At 56.7% G+C, this 17616-nt stretch carries 12 protein-coding genes; 2 read left to right on the top strand and 10 right to left on the bottom strand.

The annotated features are described in order from the left end of the window. Positions 1-10: 10 nt before the first annotated feature. The 4 genes from WFO64_RS05385 to WFO64_RS05370 all read right to left on the bottom strand — a co-directional run bounded on the left by WFO64_RS05385 (position 11) and on the right by WFO64_RS05370 (position 9207). Entirely contained in the window at positions 11-1180 is a 1170-nt protein-coding gene (locus WFO64_RS05385) for a bifunctional tRNA (adenosine(37)-C2)-methyltransferase TrmG/ribosomal RNA large subunit methyltransferase RlmN (protein WP_337009654.1), read from the bottom strand. A 185-nt stretch (positions 1181-1365) separates the two neighbouring features. After that, positions 1366-1797 carry a nucleoside-diphosphate kinase gene (gene ndk, locus WFO64_RS05380; protein WP_337009653.1) on the bottom strand — a complete coding sequence of 144 codons (432 nt, stop codon included), beginning with the start codon at positions 1795-1797 and terminating at the stop codon, positions 1366-1368. 174 nt (positions 1798-1971) lie between these two features. Further along, a complete protein-coding gene (pbpC, locus tag WFO64_RS05375; RefSeq protein ID WP_442956128.1) occupies positions 1972-4311 on the bottom strand; it encodes a peptidoglycan glycosyltransferase PbpC in 2340 nt (779 codons plus the stop codon). Then, a complete protein-coding gene (locus WFO64_RS05370) occupies positions 4312-9207 on the bottom strand; it encodes an alpha-2-macroglobulin family protein (RefSeq protein WP_337009649.1) in 4896 nt (1631 codons plus the stop codon). It lies immediately after the preceding gene. Between the two features lie 146 nt (positions 9208-9353). Between WFO64_RS05370 and sseA the strand changes: the two genes are divergently transcribed. Next, complete coding sequence (sseA, locus tag WFO64_RS05365) at positions 9354-10196, top strand: 3-mercaptopyruvate sulfurtransferase (RefSeq protein WP_337009647.1); 843 nt, start codon at positions 9354-9356, stop codon at positions 10194-10196. Positions 10197-10543: 347 nt separating this feature from the next. Here sseA and sseB read toward each other — a convergent pair whose 3' ends face one another. The 5 genes from sseB to trmJ form a co-directional block, all read right to left on the bottom strand. Further along, positions 10544-11308, bottom strand: a complete 765-nt coding sequence (gene sseB / locus WFO64_RS05360) for an enhanced serine sensitivity protein SseB (RefSeq protein WP_337009645.1) — start codon at positions 11306-11308, stop codon at positions 10544-10546. Between the two features lie 46 nt (positions 11309-11354). Beyond that, a complete protein-coding gene (gene pepB / locus WFO64_RS05355; protein ID WP_337009643.1) occupies positions 11355-12641 on the bottom strand; it encodes an aminopeptidase PepB in 1287 nt (428 codons plus the stop codon). A gap of 161 nt (positions 12642-12802) precedes the next feature. Then, positions 12803-13963 (bottom strand): IscS subfamily cysteine desulfurase, encoded by a 1161-nt coding sequence (locus WFO64_RS05350; protein WP_337009641.1) that lies wholly within the window; start codon positions 13961-13963, stop codon positions 12803-12805. Between the two features lie 88 nt (positions 13964-14051). Then, positions 14052-14549 (bottom strand): Fe-S cluster assembly transcriptional regulator IscR, encoded by a 498-nt coding sequence (iscR, locus tag WFO64_RS05345; protein WP_337009639.1) that lies wholly within the window; start codon positions 14547-14549, stop codon positions 14052-14054. A 130-nt stretch (positions 14550-14679) separates the two neighbouring features. Further along, positions 14680-15432, bottom strand: coding sequence for a tRNA (cytosine(32)/uridine(32)-2'-O)-methyltransferase TrmJ (trmJ, locus tag WFO64_RS05340; RefSeq protein ID WP_337009637.1), 753 nt, complete (start codon positions 15430-15432; stop codon positions 14680-14682). Between the two features lie 132 nt (positions 15433-15564). Here trmJ and suhB point away from each other — a divergent pair, with 132 nt between their 5' ends. Further along, a complete protein-coding gene (gene suhB, locus WFO64_RS05335; protein WP_337009635.1) occupies positions 15565-16368 on the top strand; it encodes an inositol-1-monophosphatase in 804 nt (267 codons plus the stop codon). 63 nt (positions 16369-16431) lie between these two features. On the opposite strand, the gene WFO64_RS05330 is transcribed toward suhB, so the two are convergent. Next, positions 16432-17445: a TIGR04086 family membrane protein gene (locus tag WFO64_RS05330; RefSeq protein WP_337009633.1), complete on the bottom strand. Its 1014-nt coding sequence runs from the start codon at positions 17443-17445 to the stop codon at positions 16432-16434. Positions 17446-17616: the final 171 nt, after the last annotated feature.

The following is a 17616-nucleotide window of genomic DNA, read 5'->3' as shown; positions in this document are numbered from 1 at the left end:
TGTCACCCTTCTAGAGAGCCTTCACAGATATGGCTTCACCTGCCATTTTTTTACGCATTGTTCGCTTGGTACGGTCAATCACCTCTCCGGCTAACTGACCACAGGCGGCATCAATGTCGTCGCCACGGGTTTTACGCACAATGGTGGTAAAACCATAGTCCATCAGGACCTTGGAAAAACGATCGATGCGGCTGTTTGAGCTACGACCATACGGCGCACCCGGGAAGGGGTTCCAGGGAATCAGGTTGATTTTACACGGTGTTTCTTTCAGTAATGCGGCAAGCTCATGCGCATCATCTGTGCTGTCATTAACATGATCCAGCAATACGTACTCAATGGTCACGCGTCCCTGATTGGCGTTAGATTTACCAATGTAGCGTTTTACTGCCGCCAGGAAGGTTTCGATATTGTACTTTTTGTTGATTGGGACAATATCATCACGCAGCTTATCATTCGGCGCATGCAGTGAAATCGCCAGCGCGACGTCGATCATATCGCCCAGTTTATCCAGCGCAGGCACCACACCCGAGGTAGAGAGCGTCACGCGACGCTTCGACAGACCAAAACCGAAGTCATCCAGCATGATCTCCATCGCCGGAACCACGTTATTAAGGTTGAGCAGCGGCTCGCCCATGCCCATCATCACCACGTTGGTGATAGGACGCTGGCCGGTGATTTTCGCTGCGCCGACAATTTTCGCCGCACGCCATACCTGACCAATAATTTCTGACACCCGCAGGTTACGGTTAAAGCCCTGCTGTGCGGTCGAACAGAATTTACACTCCAGCGCACAACCCACCTGTGAAGAGACACAGAGCGTGGCGCGATCGCCTTCCGGGATATAGACCGTTTCCACCAGTTGATCGCCCACGCGAATGGCCCATTTAATGGTGCCATCGGTAGAGCGCATCTCTTCCGCCACTTCTGGCGCACGGATCTCTGTCAATTCCATCAGTCGGTTACGCAGCTTTTTGTTGATGTCGGTCATCTGCTCGAAGTCATCGCAGCAGTAGTGGTAAATCCACTTCATGACCTGATCGGCGCGGAACGGTTTTTCGCCCAGTGACAGGAAGAATTCGCGCATCTGCTGACGATTGAGATCCAGCAGGTTTATTTTCTGGTTTTTAGGGGAGACGACAATGGGGGATGCGGACGCGGACGTCACAATCTGTTCGGACATAATATTCTCTGGCCTCGTTGTTACACGTTATGGCGTTGTTCAGTGATAGGTAAAAAATTGCGCCTTCATTAAGCGGAGTCAATGAAGGCGCAATATTGTACAACATCTGCAGCCTGATAACAGGCGGGAGTGGCCTCCCTCAGGCAGATTTTTGTAAAGCCGACGTAACGTTTATCGCCAGGCGATTAACGGGTACGTGGGCAGATTTCGTTTTCGCCAAAGAAGTAGGCGATTTCGCGGGCAGCGGATTCAGCTGAATCTGAACCGTGCGTGGCGTTTTCGGTGAAGCTGTCAGCGTAGTCAGCACGCAGTGTGCCAGCCAGAGCGTTTGCCGGGTTAGTGGCACCCATCAGGTCACGGTGACGCTGAACAGCATTTTCACCTTCCAGCACGGAAACAACGACCGGGCCAGAGGTCATGAATTCAACCAGACCCTCGAAGAATGGCTTGCCCTGGTGCTCAGCGTAAAAACCTTCAGCCTGCTCTTTGCTCAGCTGCAGCATTTTTGCGCCAACGATTTTGAAGCCTGCGCTTTCAAAACGGTTGTAGATAGCACCAATCACATTTTTAGCGACGGCGTTTGGCTTGATGATAGAAAAAGTACGTTCGATTGCCATGATGACCTCTGTCTTGACGTTCTGAAGAAACCGGTGGCGTCCGCCCCGGTTAGAAACGGCGCCGATTATAGGGGCTGAGTCTGGCATTGCCTATCAGAGATCCCTAATTTGTTGAAAATTCTTGATCTGAGTCGAAGCAGGCGCGCCACAACTATGATTTAGCGCAAAAAATCATCAGCCCCGACTGAAGGTGACCGAGACAAGTTGCCCCTCTTCATCCATCACCACCAACTGGTACTCGCCCGGATTATTGAGATACAGTGACAGGCTGTCCGCGGCGTTTTGCGTCATCAAAGGCTCACCATTCAGGAACCACCAGCGCTGTGCGCCCTGCCCCCCCTGCACCGCTACCGGGATCGTCAGCGTACTATTGCCCGGCAGCGGCCTGACGATTTGCCCCTCAATCACGCCGGTGACGATCAGCGGTGCGCGACTGCCCTGCTGTAACGGCGGACAATGGGTATCCACAGGCGGCAGGCGTTGCGCCCGCCGCTCCTGAGGCGGCAGCCAGGCTTCCAGCGGCAGTGGCCAGACCCGCCGTTCGTGACGGGTGGCGCCGGGGCAATCCGCTGCCACGCGCATTCCCTGCGCATTCTGCCAGTAGCCTATGTGTAATCCGCTGTGGCTCTCCTGACCGGGGGCAAGCAGGGTTGGCGGCAACGTGTCCGAGGCGACCCAGCTTTGTCGTCGCTGGCGGCAATTTTCGTCTCCGGCGGGCAGCGGCTGACCGCCAGGCCAGCAAATGGTCGCCACCGTCACCGAGGCCGGTCGCGGATCGCCCGGCACGTCCCGCCTGCCGAGGCGGCTCATCAGCATGCTATTAATCTGATTCATGATCGGCACGGCAGAGGCAAAACCAAACTGCCCGGCAACCGGGGTGGCATCCGGTCGTCCGACCCAGACACCAATCAGATAACGGGGATTAATGCCGACCGACCAGGCGTCGCGATAGCCGTAACTGGTGCCGGTTTTCCATGCCAGTGGCACCACGTCGGGTACGCTACCATTACCCGCAGGCTGGGCTTCGCCGGCCAGGATACGCCGGATGATCCACGCCGACTCAGGCGAAAGCAGCGGCCGCTGCTGCAAGGGTTGATCGGGCATCCAGCGCAGCTGACCGGCGTTGCCGTGGCGGGCAAAGGCGCTGTAGGCCGCCACGATCTCATCCATCCGCGCCCCGGTGCCGCCGAGAATCAGGGAAAGATTAGGTTCAGCGCCGGGCGGGAAACGTAAGTTGAGACCGACATTGCGCAGACGCGCTGCGACGTTTTTCGGTCCCAGCGCTTCCAGCAGCTGCACGGCGGGCAGATTCAGGGATCGCACCAGCGCTTCACTGGCACTGACCGGCCCGTGAAACCCAGTGTCGAAATTGCCTGGCCGGTAATCACCAAAGCGACGTGGTACATCCTGCAGCAGTGATTCGGCATGAATCAGCCCCTCGTCCAGCGCCATACCGTAAATCAAGGGTTTTAACACCGAGCCTGGCGAGCGCACGCTGGCGATCATATCCACATGACCAAAACGGCTGTCATCGGTAAAGTCAGCCGAGCCGACGTAGCCGCGCACCGCCATGGTGGTGTGATCCACCACCAGCATCGCCAGCGAAGTGCGCGGCGGAAGCTGGTTTTTAACGTTCAGCGCCAGACTTTCCAGTTCGCGCTGCAGTGAGGGGTCGAGCGTAGAGACAATTTTATCGTTGCGGCTGATCGACAGTAGCCGCCGGGCCAGCAGCGGCGCCATCTGCGGCATCTGTCGCGGTGGCAGCCACACCGGTTCCTGACGAATTTCCGCCACCTGTTCAGGTGTCCAGATACGGTATTGCGCCAGCCGATCCAGCACTTTATTGCGTGCGGCTTCCGCCCGTTCAGGCCAGCGATCGGGGCGCAGACGGCTGGGTGCCTGCGGCAAAACGGCCAGCAGCGCTGCCTCACCCGGCGTCAGCTGTAACGGGGCTTTTCCCAGCCAGCTCCAGCTTGCCGCCCCCACCCCTTCCAGCGTGCCGCCAAAGGGCGCACGGTTAAGGTAGATCATCAGAATGTCACGTTTAGAAAGATGCCACTCAAGCTGCAGCGCGCGCCAGGCCTGAACCAGCTTACCGCGCAGCGTACGGGGTTGCGGGTCGATAAGGCGTGCAACCTGCATGGTCAGGGTGCTGCCCCCGGAAATCACGCTCTGATGGCGGAGATCCTGCCAGGCGGCGCGTAGCAGCGCCAGGGGATTGATGCCGGGGTGATACCAGAACCAACGATCTTCATAGGTGAGCAGCGCCTGCAGATAGGCCGGAGCAACGTCCTCTGGCGTAACCGGATAGCGCCAGATCCCCTTGCTGTCAGCAAAACGCCACAGGGGCGTGCCGTCGCTGGCAACAATCATTCGCGAAGGCTGCACCTGTTTAAGCGGTAACGGGAATAGCCGATCCAGCCCCCACGTCAACAGCCACAGCGCCAGAAAAAAAAGCGGCAGCACGAACCACCGCTTTTTGATAGTGCTGATTTTTACCACGCGTCGCGTCACTTACTGAATATGCAACTGCGACGGCGTACTGCCGGTGGCGCGCCACTCCGGCACATACATTGACTCGACCTGCGATGGCGGCATCAGATAGCGACCTGGTGTGACTGCCCGTGCCAGATAGATCAGCGTCGCGGGACGATAGGTATCAACCGCCAGTGCTGCGACAAAGCGATCGTCGCGGAACTCAATGTGCTTAATGTCAGCCTGCTGCATATCGCCCATGCTCTCTTTCAGCGCATCCGCACTGTCGCCGAGGCTGGCGCTGCTGTCGGCCAGGTTCTGGTTTTCCAGCTCCAGACCGGCAGGCAGCAGATCCACCACCAGCGCATCGCTGATGCTGCGTTTCGACGAAACGGTCAGACGCACCACCAGCAACTCGCCGCTGCGCAGATTACTGAGATCGGCGGCTTTGCCATCCAGGGTAAAGTATTCACGTTTTATCCCGAGCACATTGCTCTCCGGCTGCGGGGCGGTCAGCGGATAGCCTGTCACATCCAGACGACCATACAGCGGCGCACTGCCCGGATTACGGATGGCTAAGCCCTGCAACAGGCGTTCAGCCGCAACCCCTTTATTCAGTGGCGCCTCGCCCTGCAGGGGCTGTGCATTGCCCGACAGCTGCGCCTGCCAGCTTCCGCCCTGCGCACGCTGCAGAGTATGCGCTGCTGAATAGAGCGCGTTATTCTCCTGGGTCGAGAACCAGCGCTTGCCGTTGACCTCTTTTGACAGCGACAGCAGCAGACTATTTTGCAGATCAGGCTGAAGCTTATTCTCTGCTAACAGGGCAATCATCATCCCCTGATCGCGCACCGTGCTGCCATAGTCGCCATACCACTCTTTATCTGAGCGCGTCAGCGTGGCACCCTGCATGATCGCCTGCTGCGACCGCTGCCCGTCACCCATCAGCTTCAGCGCTACGCCGAGTTGCATCAGCGCCAGGCCGGAGCGGGACTTCTCTCGCTGCTGGTACACTGCGCGCAGCGCGCCCAGTGGTGCGCGCTGCTGACGCGCCAGCACCAGTCCGGCGTAAGCCTGAACGCTAAACTGCAGCGCGGCGTTGTTTTCACTGCCGCCGCCGCTGATCTGCGATGGGTCCTGCAGATAGCGCAACAGCCGTGCGTTAGCGCGATCAACCACATTATCCGGTAGCGCATAGCCTGCCTCACTGGCGCGCAGCAGAAAGTCCGTGACATAAGGCGTTAGCCAGAACTCCTCTTCACTCTGTTTATCCCACAGCCCGAAGCTGCCGTTAGCCCGTTGCATCCCGGCCAGACGGGCAATACCGGTGTCGACTGCGGCCCGACGCGCCTCATCGCTGCTGGTTTTAATGCCCATGGCGGTCAGCTCAGCATGGCTGGTGTAGAGCGAAGGCCAGAGGCCGCTACTGGTCTGTTCCAGACAGCCGTAGGGATAGGCGTAAAGTGCACTGATATAGCGGGCGATGTTCAGCGGCGGTCGATTGCTCAGCGTCAGCTGTCCACTCAGAGTCTGAGCATCCAGCCCTGCGAATGCCGCAGCCGCAACCTGCCAGGGCTGATCGGGATTGATAACGGCATCAAAGTTCAGCGTCTGCGCCGGATAAGGTGGTCTGACGCCAATTTTCCACTGCTGTTTGCCAGATTTCACCTGCTCACCCGGCAGATTCAGACCGGAAATCTGCACGGCAACCTCGCCTTCACCAAAACCGGTTTTCGCCGTAACCGGAATCTGCAATGTGGTGCGTGCACCTTTAGCCAGCGTCACACTCTGACTGGCAGCACCGGCCAGATCCACCAGGCCACTGCTGGACAGTTCCACCTTCAGGGTTTGCGGCAGGTCGGTCAGGTTAGTGAGATCCAGCGCCAGGGATGCGGTATCGCCGCTGGCAAGGAAACGTGGGGTAGCCAGCTCGCTGATCAGGGGCGCCGCGACCACCAGTTTGCGCTCTGCGGCACCGAAGCTGTCATCGCTCCAGGCCTGGGTCATCAGCCGGAGTTCACCATTAAAGGCCGGGATCGGCAGCGTAATCGATCCGTTGCCCTCTTTATCTAGCGTCACCGCCTGTAACTGTTGTGCGACGATATTGACGTGCGTCACCGGCTTTTTACCGCCGCGCGTCATCGATTCATCTTCGCCATCTCCACCAAACCGCAGCGCCGCCAGCCGGCCACCGCCTTCGATCAGCTGACCAAACACATCGTACTGATCGACGTTGTAGCGCTTGCGGCCAAAGAAAGCCTGCCACGGATCGGGCGTTTTGAAATCCGTCACGCTCAATACGCCGCTGTCCACCGCTGACAGCAGCACATTTACTTTTTCAGGCAGTGGGCCACCGTCACGGCTGGCATGAACCCTGAGCGTCAGGTTTTGATCGGGGCGGATTTTATCCGGTGCAGCCAGCGTCAGGTTTAAGCGGCGCGCCTCCGTCGCCATCGGCAGGTGTAACAGCCCCACTGCGCGTTTTGGCGTGGCACCACTGACCTTATCGCCGTCACGCACCACGATGGCACTGAAGTAAAGATCGTGACGCCGCCAGCTCTCAGCCACCGGCACATCTACCGTTGTGCCGCCCTGCGGTACGGTCAGCGGTTGCCACCAGAGGGTGCCGCTGCTCGACTCCACCATCAGATAACCTTTACCGGCCGCTGGTGACTCAACCTGCAGATGCACGGTATCGCCAGGTTGATAAGCCGCTTTATCCAGCTTCAGTCTGACCTGATCGGGACGCAATGCACCCGTGCCGTGGGTGTTATCCTGCCAGTCATAACCCGCCTGGAACCGCACACTGCTGACGATCTTTTCGCCCGCCTGAACTTCCAGCCGGTAGTGGCCCCACTCGACCGGGAAGCTGACTTTGGTGCTGCCGTCAGCCGGGACAGAGATGGCGCGTTCATCTTCCTGCAGATCCTTGTTGTTATACTGCGACTGCCAGCCTTCACTGTCAGAGAAGCTCCAGAAGTCATCACGGCGTTCACGGATCAGGCGCACATCCAGCTTCTCTGCCGCCAGTTTTTTGCCCTGACTATTGGCATAGACAATGTCGAATTCGGCCAGGCTCTGTTCCGGCACGGTCGGCTCATCGTGATAGCGGTCACTGCGGTAGTCATAAACCGCCTTGTTACCAAACAGCGGCCGGATACCTGGCAGCGCGTCAGCGGGCCAGATGGCCTGGGTGGCCCGACGGGTGACCGGACGTCCGCCGGTCTCCAGCAGGCTGGCCTGCAGGATCAGATTGAGCGGGGAGTGGAGCTGATCCCACTGATTCTCTACCGTCAGTTGTGCTTTACCGCTGGCGTCAAGCTGGAGATCCACCTCATCCAGCGTGCGCTTTAACCCCTCTTCGGTGATGTCACCAAACTGGTAGCCGGGCAGTGCAGTCACCGCCTCGCGTGCCGGTCGCAGATAGAGTTGTCCCTGTAACGTGTTACCCACGGCAGGCGCGCCATAGAGATAGCGTCCCTCAATACCGAATTCAACACTGGCATCATTGGGCTGCGGCTGAGGGTCGTTTTTCAGGGTCAACGTCATACGTTCTGGCAGAAAATCCTCGACGTGGAAATGCCACTGTCGCGTCAGGTTATCGCCGGTATTCAGTCGCAGCATCCAGTCGCCGGTCATCGCCGAGGCGGGCAGGGCCAGCCGTTGCTGGTAGAATCCCGCGTCAGGCTGCCAGACAAAGGTACGCATTACCTGACCGTCGGGTTGCACCAGTTCCGCTTTGATCGGCTGGGCAGGCAAGGGGTGTCCGTCGGCATCGCGAAGCAGCGCATTCACGATAACCGTTTCGCCTGGGCGGTAGATATCGCGCGGGCCAAAGACAAACAGCTGTTTGTCATAGCCCTGAGGCCCGGCAACCGGAAACTCCGCTAAATCCAGCGCCGGACGCGCCAGGTCGATCAGCGAGGTCTGCTCGCCCTGCAATGCCAGCAGGAGCTTACCTTTTTCATCCGCCTTGAGGCGCAGATGACCGGTGTTGTCACTGGTACCGCTTTGCAGAACCTGCCCTTTCGCATCCAGTAACCTGACGCTGACGCCAGAAAGCGGCTGGCCGTTTGCCAGACTCTGGGCGAACAGTTCGAACCGGGTCGGGAAGCGATGCAGTGACAGGCCAATATCGCTGAGGGTAAAAAGCGTAGCGGGCTGGCTGTAGCGATAGGTACCTGCCTGCTTCATTACCGCCAGATAGACGCCCGGCTGTTGAAGGGCGGTAATGTCGCTCATCGGCAGCTGCAGTTTTTCACGGATGTTACGCGCCGGATTAAGCTCAAAGCGTCCGCTATAGACCAGTTGGCTGCTTTTCAGCAGATCCTGCGACTGCCAACTGGAGAGGGTATTACCGTAATTCCACTGGGAGAGGAATTCCGCCAGGCCGGCATTCTTTATCCGGAAGAAATCGACATCGACCTGGTCAACGTTCAGCGCCAGTACCGGCAGCCCCTGAGTAATACGCAGCGGCAGCAGTGAACCGCGACTGGCAAAGCCCACCATAGGCTGGATATCACGGGTGGCGATTTTCTGGCTGTAATTGGCAGTCAGCGTCTCACCGCTGGCCGCGCGCAGTCCGGCATCCACCGTGACGGTGAAGTGACGGGACGGCTCGGGATGGCGGAAGCGCAACGTTTTGCGGTTAGTGGAAAGCTCCCAGCCGCCATCTACCCGGCCCTGTTGATCATCGGTCAGCCTGACGATGTGGGCGATATCCTGTTTTTCATCCAGCGGCTGACTGAAGGTTAAGACCAGCGCAGCGGCACCGTCGATCTGCAGTTCCGAGAGATCGATAATCGTCAGCGGTTTGCTGACCTGAGTCGTTGCGGGTGCTTCTGCCGCCTGGAGAGACAAAACAGGTAATAGGGTCGCTGACAGCAGCGAGCCACCAATCAGCATGCTGAGTAGCAGCCGGGTATTGCGTGTCTTCATGGTAGTTCCTTCACCGGGACGCAGGGAGTGTCATTTGATTACGCAGCGCAATTTCATATCAATGCTCGCATTTAATCAACGCTTCTCTTGAGATGGTGCGCACATTCCCTGACACTGGTAAGACAGATTGCTGAGATGAGGTTGTTATGACGACGCCACTGTTTGTGTCCGCCGACTGGTTACAAGAGCACTACAACGATGAGCGGCTTCAGGTGCTGGATGCCCGCATGCTGCCACCCGGTATGGAAGCGGTTCGCGATATCCAGGCTGAATATCTGTCGGGTCATTTACCCAACGCCCCTTATTTTAATATCGAAGCGCTTTCCGATCACACCAGTCCCTATCCCCATATGCTGCCGCGCGCCGAGAGTTTTGCCGTCGCGATGCGCGAGCTGGGCGTCAGCAGTGATAAGCACGTAGTAGTGTATGACGAGGGCAATCTCTTTTCCGCGCCGCGCGCCTGGTGGATGCTGAACACCTTTGGTGTAGCTCAGGTGTCGATTCTGGCGGGGGGGTTGCAGGGCTGGAAAGAAGCCGGTTTTGCGCTGGCAACCGGCGAAGTCTGTCTGCCTGAAGGTGAATTTGAGGCACACGCTGATGAAAGCCGGGTGAAACGTCTGACGGACGTGCTGCTGATCAGTCATGAAGGGGGCGCACAGATTGTTGATGCGCGTGCCGCCAACCGCTTTAACGCCGAAGTGGACGAGCCGCGTCCCGGCTTACATCGCGGACATATTCCCAACAGCCTGAACGTGCCGTGGAATAGCCTGGTTGAACAGGGACAACTTAAGCCGGATGCGGAACTGCGCAGGCTGTTTGCCGATGCTGGCGTCGATATTACAAAGCCAGTGGTCGCCAGTTGTGGCTCTGGGGTGACAGCGGTGGTGTTGATTCTGGCTCTGACGGCGCTGGCCGCACGGGATGTTACGCTGTATGACGGCTCCTGGGGCGAATGGGGCAGCCGCGACGACTTACCTATCGCGAAATAAAAAACAGGCGGCCCATGAGCCGCCTGTTTTTTTAATAATATCGGATTCGATCCGCTGTAAGAACGAGGCAGCACAGGAAACAGGGTCAGATCGGCAAGTCGCTAAAGCCACTCCCTGGCCGCTCGGCCCGCGCGATTACACACCTCATCCCTGAGGTGTGCCCGTACCGGGCCAACGCTTTGCGTTGTTCAAAAACGCTCCCGGCATTTTTGTCCATGGCGCGGGACGCTTTCCTCCTCTGACCCTGTTCCCTGCGCGTTAAGCTTATTCGTTGCGGCCAGATTCCCCCTGATTCGGGATATCAGCTATATGAGGCGGCTCGTAAGCCGCCTGTTTACTTTGTTGTCTCAGATAATCCGCTCACTGCCCTTGAAGTCGCGCAGGAAACTGCCCCAGCGACGCTCATAGAATGGCGGGATGTGGGCGGTAAAGAAGTGGCTGATGCCGCGATCGTTCAGCGTCACCTCACAGATATCAACCGGCGCATCGTCCGGCAGCGTATCGGTTGCCACGCTGCCCGCCGCCTGAATAATCGCCTCAATGCTGTTATCTGCTTCAATACCAATCAACAGATTGGGCGCTTCATCGGCCTGCTCACGAATGCTGGCGATAAATGCACGACGCACCTGCTTATGCTTACTGAACAGCTGAGTCAGCGAGTCGATCATCTGTGCAGGCGGTTCCGCCACCTCAGACAGCAGCAGTGACTGTCCGCCTTCCAGCACAGTTTGCTGGCTTAGCGCGCTGCCCTGATCTTCCAGCAGATGGGTAATCTCTGCCGCGGTAAACTCTTTGCCAGAAGGCAGTTTGGGATTGAGAAACAGCGTTTCACCGCGCGTGATCTCAAACAGCGTCCGTACCGGCAGACGCAGCCAGGATTGCTCACCGCTGACCGCTTCACTCATCGCCTGTTCTGACGTGAAAAAAGGAATGATGCTGTTACCATCCTCTTTTTCCCAGTGCTGCAGATCAACTGGCGTGTTGGCATCCAGCTGCTGCGTGGTGCTTTTACCTGGCACCCAGACATCAGATTCCAGCAGCAGTTGAAAAAATTCGGGCCGATGGGCAGGCTCAGTGGCCGCCAGCTCCAGCACCTCTTCAAGACGATTCATAGTTACCCTCTGAACAGCGGCAGCATCAACCACCGCTGCGATCGGCTTATTTCAGTAACAGATTGGCGATGGTACGCACGCCAAGACCGGTTGCACCCGCCGCCCACTGGTCAACTGCGCCTTTGCGATAGGTTGCGGAGCAGTCGATGTGCAGCCAGCCTTGCTGATAATTGCTGACGAAGTGTGACAGGAACGCTGCCGCGCTACTGGCACCCGCCGCATGAGACGGGCTGGCGATATTATTGAGATCGGCAAAGTTAGACGGCAGATGGCTGCGATGGAATTCTGCCAGCGGCAGACGCCAGAAAGGTTCATTCTCACTCACTGCGCTGCCCATCAGCGACTGCGCCATCACATCATCAAAGGTAAACAGCGCATGGTAATCATTGCCTAGCGCCGTCTTGGCCGCGCCGGTCAGCGTCGCGGCGTCAATGATCAGCGTCGGATTCTGCTCGCTGGCGTCGATTAAACCGTCGGCCAGTACCAGGCGCCCTTCCGCATCCGTGTTCATCACTTCTACCGATTTGCCGTTGCGATAGCGAATGATGTCGCCCAGTTTAAAGGCGTTGCTGCTCACCATGTTATCGGCGCAGCAAAGGTAGAGTTTGACACGCTTGTTCAGACCGCGCGAAATTGCCATGGCCAGCGCGCCAGTGACGGTCGCTGCGCCGCCCATATCAGACTTCATTGAGTCCATGAAGCTGCTCTGCTTCAGGCTGTAGCCGCCGGTATCAAAGGTAATGCCTTTACCAACCAGACAGGCGTAGACCGGGGCATTCTCATCGCCGCTCGGGTTGTAATCGAGCGCCAGATAGACCGGCGGGCGATTTGAACCGCGTCCCACTGTGTGCAGGCCCGTATAGCCCTGAACCCGCAGATCATCGCCTTTGGTGATGCGATAGCTGACGGCGCTGCCGCCCACCTCACTGATCAGGTCGACTGCATTGTGTGCCAGCTGTTCCGGCCCCAGATCTTCCGCTGGCAGGTTAATAACGTTGCGGACCCAGTCGATAATTTTCAGACGGCGATCGAACTCCGCTTGCTCATGTTCGCCCAGCTCTGGCCACTCAACCTGACGCCGGCCTTTCGGGCCACGGAAACCCTGCCAGAATGCCCAGCACTGCTCAAGGTGCCAGCCTTCGCCCGTCAGCGCCACCTGGCGGATCCCCTGGCTGTCGATTTTGTGCGCTGCACGCTGGATGATATTCAGCGCATCCGCGCCAGTCAGATGCAGTGTCATACCGCTGTCGTTGCTGCTGAGAATCGCTTTTTCGCCCCAGCGCGCATCGGCGGGCTGGCTGCTAAGCGTAATTGTCATCGGTTGTGTGGTCATCGAAAAGCTCCGTAATCGTTATCTGTTTCATCCAGCCTGATTGTTATAACGGCTTTAATAAGATGTTAAATGTAATTCGCAGAGAGACCTGATAACAAATTCCGTCAGGCGTTGCCAGCGAAGTGCAAATATTGGCACAGTTTCCGGACTATGTCCGGGTATCAGGATTTCATTAAGGCCCGCAGACGGGTCACTGATTTCTGCACCAGGGCAATGGCGTAGTCGATCTCTTCCTCCGTGGTGAAGCGTCCCAGTGAGAAGCGCAGCGAACTGTGCGCCAGCTCTTCACTCACGCCTAGCGCCCGTAATACATAGGAAGGCTCCAGACTGGCGGAGGTACAGGCCGAGCCGGAAGAGAGCGCCAGATCTTTCAGCGCCATGATCAGTGATTCCCCCTCAACGTCAGCGAAACTGAGGTTAAGAATGTTCGGTGCACGCCGGTTTAGATCGCCATTCAGGGTCACGTCCGGCAGTGTGCTGATGCCCTGCCACAGACGATCGCGCAGATTCTGCAGACGCGCCATCTCGGTTTCGCGCTCGTCTGCCGCGATACGATAGGCTTCGCCCATGCCGACAATCTGATGTACCGGCAATGTCCCGGATCGCATCCCGCGTTCATGTCCGCCGCCGTGGATCTGCGCAGCGATCTCCACGCGCGGCTTACGCCGAACATAGAGCGCCCCGATGCCTTTTGGTCCGTAAAGTTTGTGGGCAGAGAAGGACATCAAATCGACCGGTAACTGGCTAAGGTCGATGGGCAACTTACCGACGCTCTGGGTGGCATCCACATGAAACAGAATCTCACGTTCACGGCAGAGTTCGCCAAAGGCGGCGATATCCTGAATTACCCCGGTTTCATTATTAACGTGCATCAGGGTGACTAAAAGGGTGTCGTCGCGTAGCGCTGCACGCAGCTGGTCAGGCGAGATAATGCCGTTGGCGGCCGGGGTAAGATAGGTGACAGCAAAGCCTTCACGCTCCAGCTGCTGGCAGCTGTCGAGCACCGCTTTGTGTTCCGTCTGGCTGGTAATGATATGTTTGCCGCGCGCCTGATGGGCGTGGGCTGCGCCTTTGATCGCGAGGTTATCAGATTCAGTGGCACCCGAGGTAAAGACGATTTCGCGCGGGTCGGCGTTGACCAGTTCGGCGATCTGATTACGGGCAACATCGACCGCTTCTTCAGACTGCCAGCCAAAACGGTGCGATCGCGAGGCCGGATTACCGAACGTGCCATCCAGCGTCAGAAACTGCATCATTTTGCTGGCCACACGCGGATCGGCCGGCGTGGTGGCGGCGTAATCCAGGTAAATCGGTAATTTCATTGCGCTACAGCTCCGTATAAAAAATCATACGTCTTTATAGCAGATTCGGCCCTGACCGCGTTAGCAGTAAGGGCCGGAACAGCGGGGATTACGAGGCGCGTTGGTTAACGTTAATTTCCTGGGTGCGCGGACTCTGGAAGCGACGATTATCAATCGCATTCTGTCGATCGGCCACATCCAGGATCTCCTGATTATTCACCAGCTCAGCCAGTGTAATGTTGTTCAGGAAGTCACTGATACGCACACTCAGATCGCGCCACAGCACATGAGTCAGGCAACGCTCACCGCCCTGACACCCTTCTTTGCCCTGACATTTGGTGGCATCAACCGACTCATCAACAGCGGTGATCACTTCACCAACAGAGATGGTATTTGATGCTTTCCCCAACAGATAACCACCGCCGGGACCGCGTACGCTGGAGACCAGGTCATTTTTACGCAGTCGGGAGAATAACTGCTCCAGATAGGAGAGCGAAATGCCCTGACGCTCTGAAATATCAGCCAGCGGGACCGGGCCTTCGTGGGAGTGAAGGGCAACGTCCAGCATTGCAGTAACAGCATAACGTCCTTTGGATGTCAGTCTCATAGCGTACAACCTCAATAGCGTCCGGTTATCGGAGGATTAGCAACAGATGCCGTGAAGTCTGACATTCCCGAGTGAATTGGTCAACTATTTAACCTGGTAAAACACTCAAGTATTTAACCTGGTAATTTACTCAACTATTATCTGCTTCTTTTTTATCGTTTTTCCGCTTTTCAAATGACGAAAGCATGCCACGGAGAATGTTGAGTTCATCACGTTCCGGACGCGCGCGGGTATAAAGACGACGCAGTTTGCTCATCACCTGGCCAGGATTGGCTTCACGGATGAAGCCGCTGTTCAGCATCATCTGTTCCATATGCTGATAGAAGCGCTCAAGGTCATCCACCAGCGGATAAGGTGATTCTTCATACTGCGGCGGCGGGCTGGCCTGCTCCTGCGCCTGTAGCCATGCCATGCGCACTTCATAGGCGATAATCTGCACCGCCATCGCCAGGTTTAGCGAGCTGTATTCTGGATTTGCCTGAATAGCGACATGATAGTGACACTTCTGCAACTCTTCATTGGTCAGGCCGACGCGTTCGCGACCAAACACCAGCGCGACCGGTGCCTGCAGGCCCTCTTCCACGCTTTTCACACCGCATTCACGCGCATCCAGCATCGGCCAGGGCAGCGAACGGGAGCGTGCGCTGGTGCCCACCACCAGGCTGCATCCGGCGATCGCCTCATCCAGCGAGTCGACGATTTTAGCCTCGCCAATAACATCGCTGGCACCGGCCGCGAGTGAGATTGCCTGCGAGTCGGGCTTAACCAGCGGATTAACCAGATAGAGATTAGTTAAGCCCATGGTTTTCATGGCGCGCGCAACGGAGCCCATGTTACCGGTGTGAGAAGTCTCGACCAGCACGATACGAATATTTTGCAACATGATTAGGGATACTCAGAAACGGGTCAGTAAAATCAGTGGAGAGAATCCTAACATAAAGCAGGACATTTACCGAACACACTGCTATACTCCGCGCCGTTTTCCCCGTTCTTTAACATCCAGCGAGAGATACCGATGCATCCAATGCTCAACATTGCCGTGCGCGCAGCGCGCAAGGCCGGAAATTTAATTGCCAAATATTATGAAACCCCGGACGCCGTCGAAGCCAGCCAGAAAGGCAGCAACGACTTTGTGACCAATGTTGACCGCGAAGCAGAACGCCTGATTATCGAAGTGATTCGTAAATCTTACCCGCAACACACCATCATCACCGAAGAAAGCGGTGAACTGGTGGGCGAAGATCAGGATGTTCAATGGGTTATCGATCCCCTGGATGGCACCTCCAACTTCATTAAACGTTTACCCCACTTTGCTGTTTCAATCGCCGTGCGCATCAAAGGCCGCACTGAAGTCGCGGTGGTTTACGATCCTATGCGCAATGAACTGTTCACCTCTTCACGCGGCCAGGGCGCTCAGCTGAATGGCTATCGTCTGCGTGGCAGCATTGCCCGCGACCTGGACGGCACCGTTCTGGCAACCGGCTTCCCATTCAAAATGAAGCAGCACGCGCCTGCTTACATGAATGTTCTGACCAAACTCTTTACCCAGTGTGCTGATTTCCGCCGCACCGGTTCTGCTGCGCTGGATCTGGCCTATGTCGCTGCTGGTCGCGTAGATGGCTATTTTGAGATTGGCCTGAAGCCGTGGGATTTTGCGGCGGGTGAACTGCTGGTGCGTGAAGCGGGTGGGCTGGTCACAGACTTCACCGGTAACCACGGCTATCTGCTGTCTGGTAACCTGGTCGCGGGTAACCCGCGTGTGGTGAAAGCGATGCTGTCGAACATGCGTGATGAGCTGAGCGAAGCCTTAAAACGTTAAGTCTTAATACGGAACAAGGCGGCTTCTCAGCCGCCTTTTCTATTGCCTGCCAATCAGCGATGATTAACGACGTTCGTGTGCAAGCACCTGACGAGGCTGAGTACGACGACCCACCATACCCATCGCACCTGCCAGCACCGCTTCGATAATCAGCAGAATCAGGGCATACCAGCTCGCTTTCGCAGTCGCGGCAGCGGCTTTTTCACCTGCTTCACGCGCTTTCTGTTCAGCCTGCTGTTTCAGTTCCTGATACTTCTGAACGGCCTGCTGATAACTCTGCTCGGTTTTCGCGACGATTTGATCCACTTCCTCATCGCTTTTACCGGTACGCGCTTTGATAATATTTTTCAGCGCATCACGATCAGCTGCCTGCAGTGTGTCTGAATGACGATCCATCACGCCTTTGACCCAGTTAGTCAGATCAGTATCAGCTGTCTGCGGATGGTTGGCGGTGTTGTTGGCCTGGTTTTCAGCATTCTGCGCTTCTTTATTTGCATCCTGCTTTAAGTTCTCAGGCTGTAATTCCGGTTTGCCGGTCTGACGTAAAGTCGTTTCCAGTTCGTTCTGCAGGTTATCTAAATTAATATTACTCTCCTGCAGTTTTTCTTTTGCCATTTGGGTAACCGATGGCGCAGCGGCGGAAATACCACTACCCAGCGCTTGGAAGCCTGAACCCACAATATTCATTGCGCCGCCTAATACGCTGGTTGCTAACGCAATAGCCAGGTAAATAGTGAAAATTGTGCTGAGGCCAAACATCAGTAAACCGTGCAGTGCGCCTTCACGCTGAGCCAGTCGACCTGCAACATAACTACCTGCCGCCATCGCGACCAGCATTTCAATGGCAGTCCAGACCAGCGCACCAGTGCCGAGGCCGTCGAGTGGATTCTGTTCTTTCATCGGATCAATGGTGGTAGCACCAATGGCTGTTCCCAGCAGCGTCAGAATGATGTGAACAATTAAGGCACAAATGACACCGGCAAACACAGCGCTCCAGGAAATACGCTTTAACGGTAATCCAGCGGGTCCGGTCGCCAACGTTTCGGTGTAGCCATTATTAATACGGGTATCAGCCATGAAATATACTCCTCGCAATAAACAGAAAGCTGTCTTGATCTTTTATCATCCTGACGGCGAAATGCCGTTTTGGTAATAACAGCGTAGACAGGGAATAGCTATTTCTCCACTAAAGCAGGCAGAGAAAAATTAAAAAGGTGAATTTAAAGATAATTAGCCAAGAGAAGAGCG

Origin of the sequence: Pantoea sp. AS142, from assembly GCF_037152305.1 — a bacterium.
GTDB lineage: Bacteria > Pseudomonadota > Gammaproteobacteria > Enterobacterales > Enterobacteriaceae > Pantoea.
Note: the sequence above shows the minus strand (reverse complement) of the source record. Positions and strands in the feature narration are given on the sequence as shown.

Excerpts from the sequence above, each read along its gene's own strand:
- suhB (WP_337009635.1), top strand. The coding sequence starts at position 15,565 with ATGCATCCAATGCTCAACATTGCCGTGCGCGCAGCGCGCAAGGCCGGA.
- WFO64_RS05370 (WP_337009649.1), bottom strand. The coding sequence starts at position 9,207 with ATGAAGACACGCAATACCCGGCTGCTACTCAGCATGCTGATTGGTGGC.
- trmJ (WP_337009637.1), bottom strand. The coding sequence starts at position 15,432 with ATGTTGCAAAATATTCGTATCGTGCTGGTCGAGACTTCTCACACCGGT.
- WFO64_RS05330 (WP_337009633.1), bottom strand. The coding sequence starts at position 17,445 with ATGGCTGATACCCGTATTAATAATGGCTACACCGAAACGTTGGCGACC.
- pepB (WP_337009643.1), bottom strand. The coding sequence starts at position 12,641 with ATGACCACACAACCGATGACAATTACGCTTAGCAGCCAGCCCGCCGAT.
- WFO64_RS05350 (WP_337009641.1), bottom strand. The coding sequence starts at position 13,963 with ATGAAATTACCGATTTACCTGGATTACGCCGCCACCACGCCGGCCGAT.
- ndk (WP_337009653.1), bottom strand. The coding sequence starts at position 1,797 with ATGGCAATCGAACGTACTTTTTCTATCATCAAGCCAAACGCCGTCGCT.
- WFO64_RS05385 (WP_337009654.1), bottom strand. The coding sequence starts at position 1,180 with ATGTCCGAACAGATTGTGACGTCCGCGTCCGCATCCCCCATTGTCGTC.
- iscR (WP_337009639.1), bottom strand. The coding sequence starts at position 14,549 with ATGAGACTGACATCCAAAGGACGTTATGCTGTTACTGCAATGCTGGAC.
- sseA (WP_337009647.1), top strand. The coding sequence starts at position 9,354 with ATGACGACGCCACTGTTTGTGTCCGCCGACTGGTTACAAGAGCACTAC.
- sseB (WP_337009645.1), bottom strand. The coding sequence starts at position 11,308 with ATGAATCGTCTTGAAGAGGTGCTGGAGCTGGCGGCCACTGAGCCTGCC.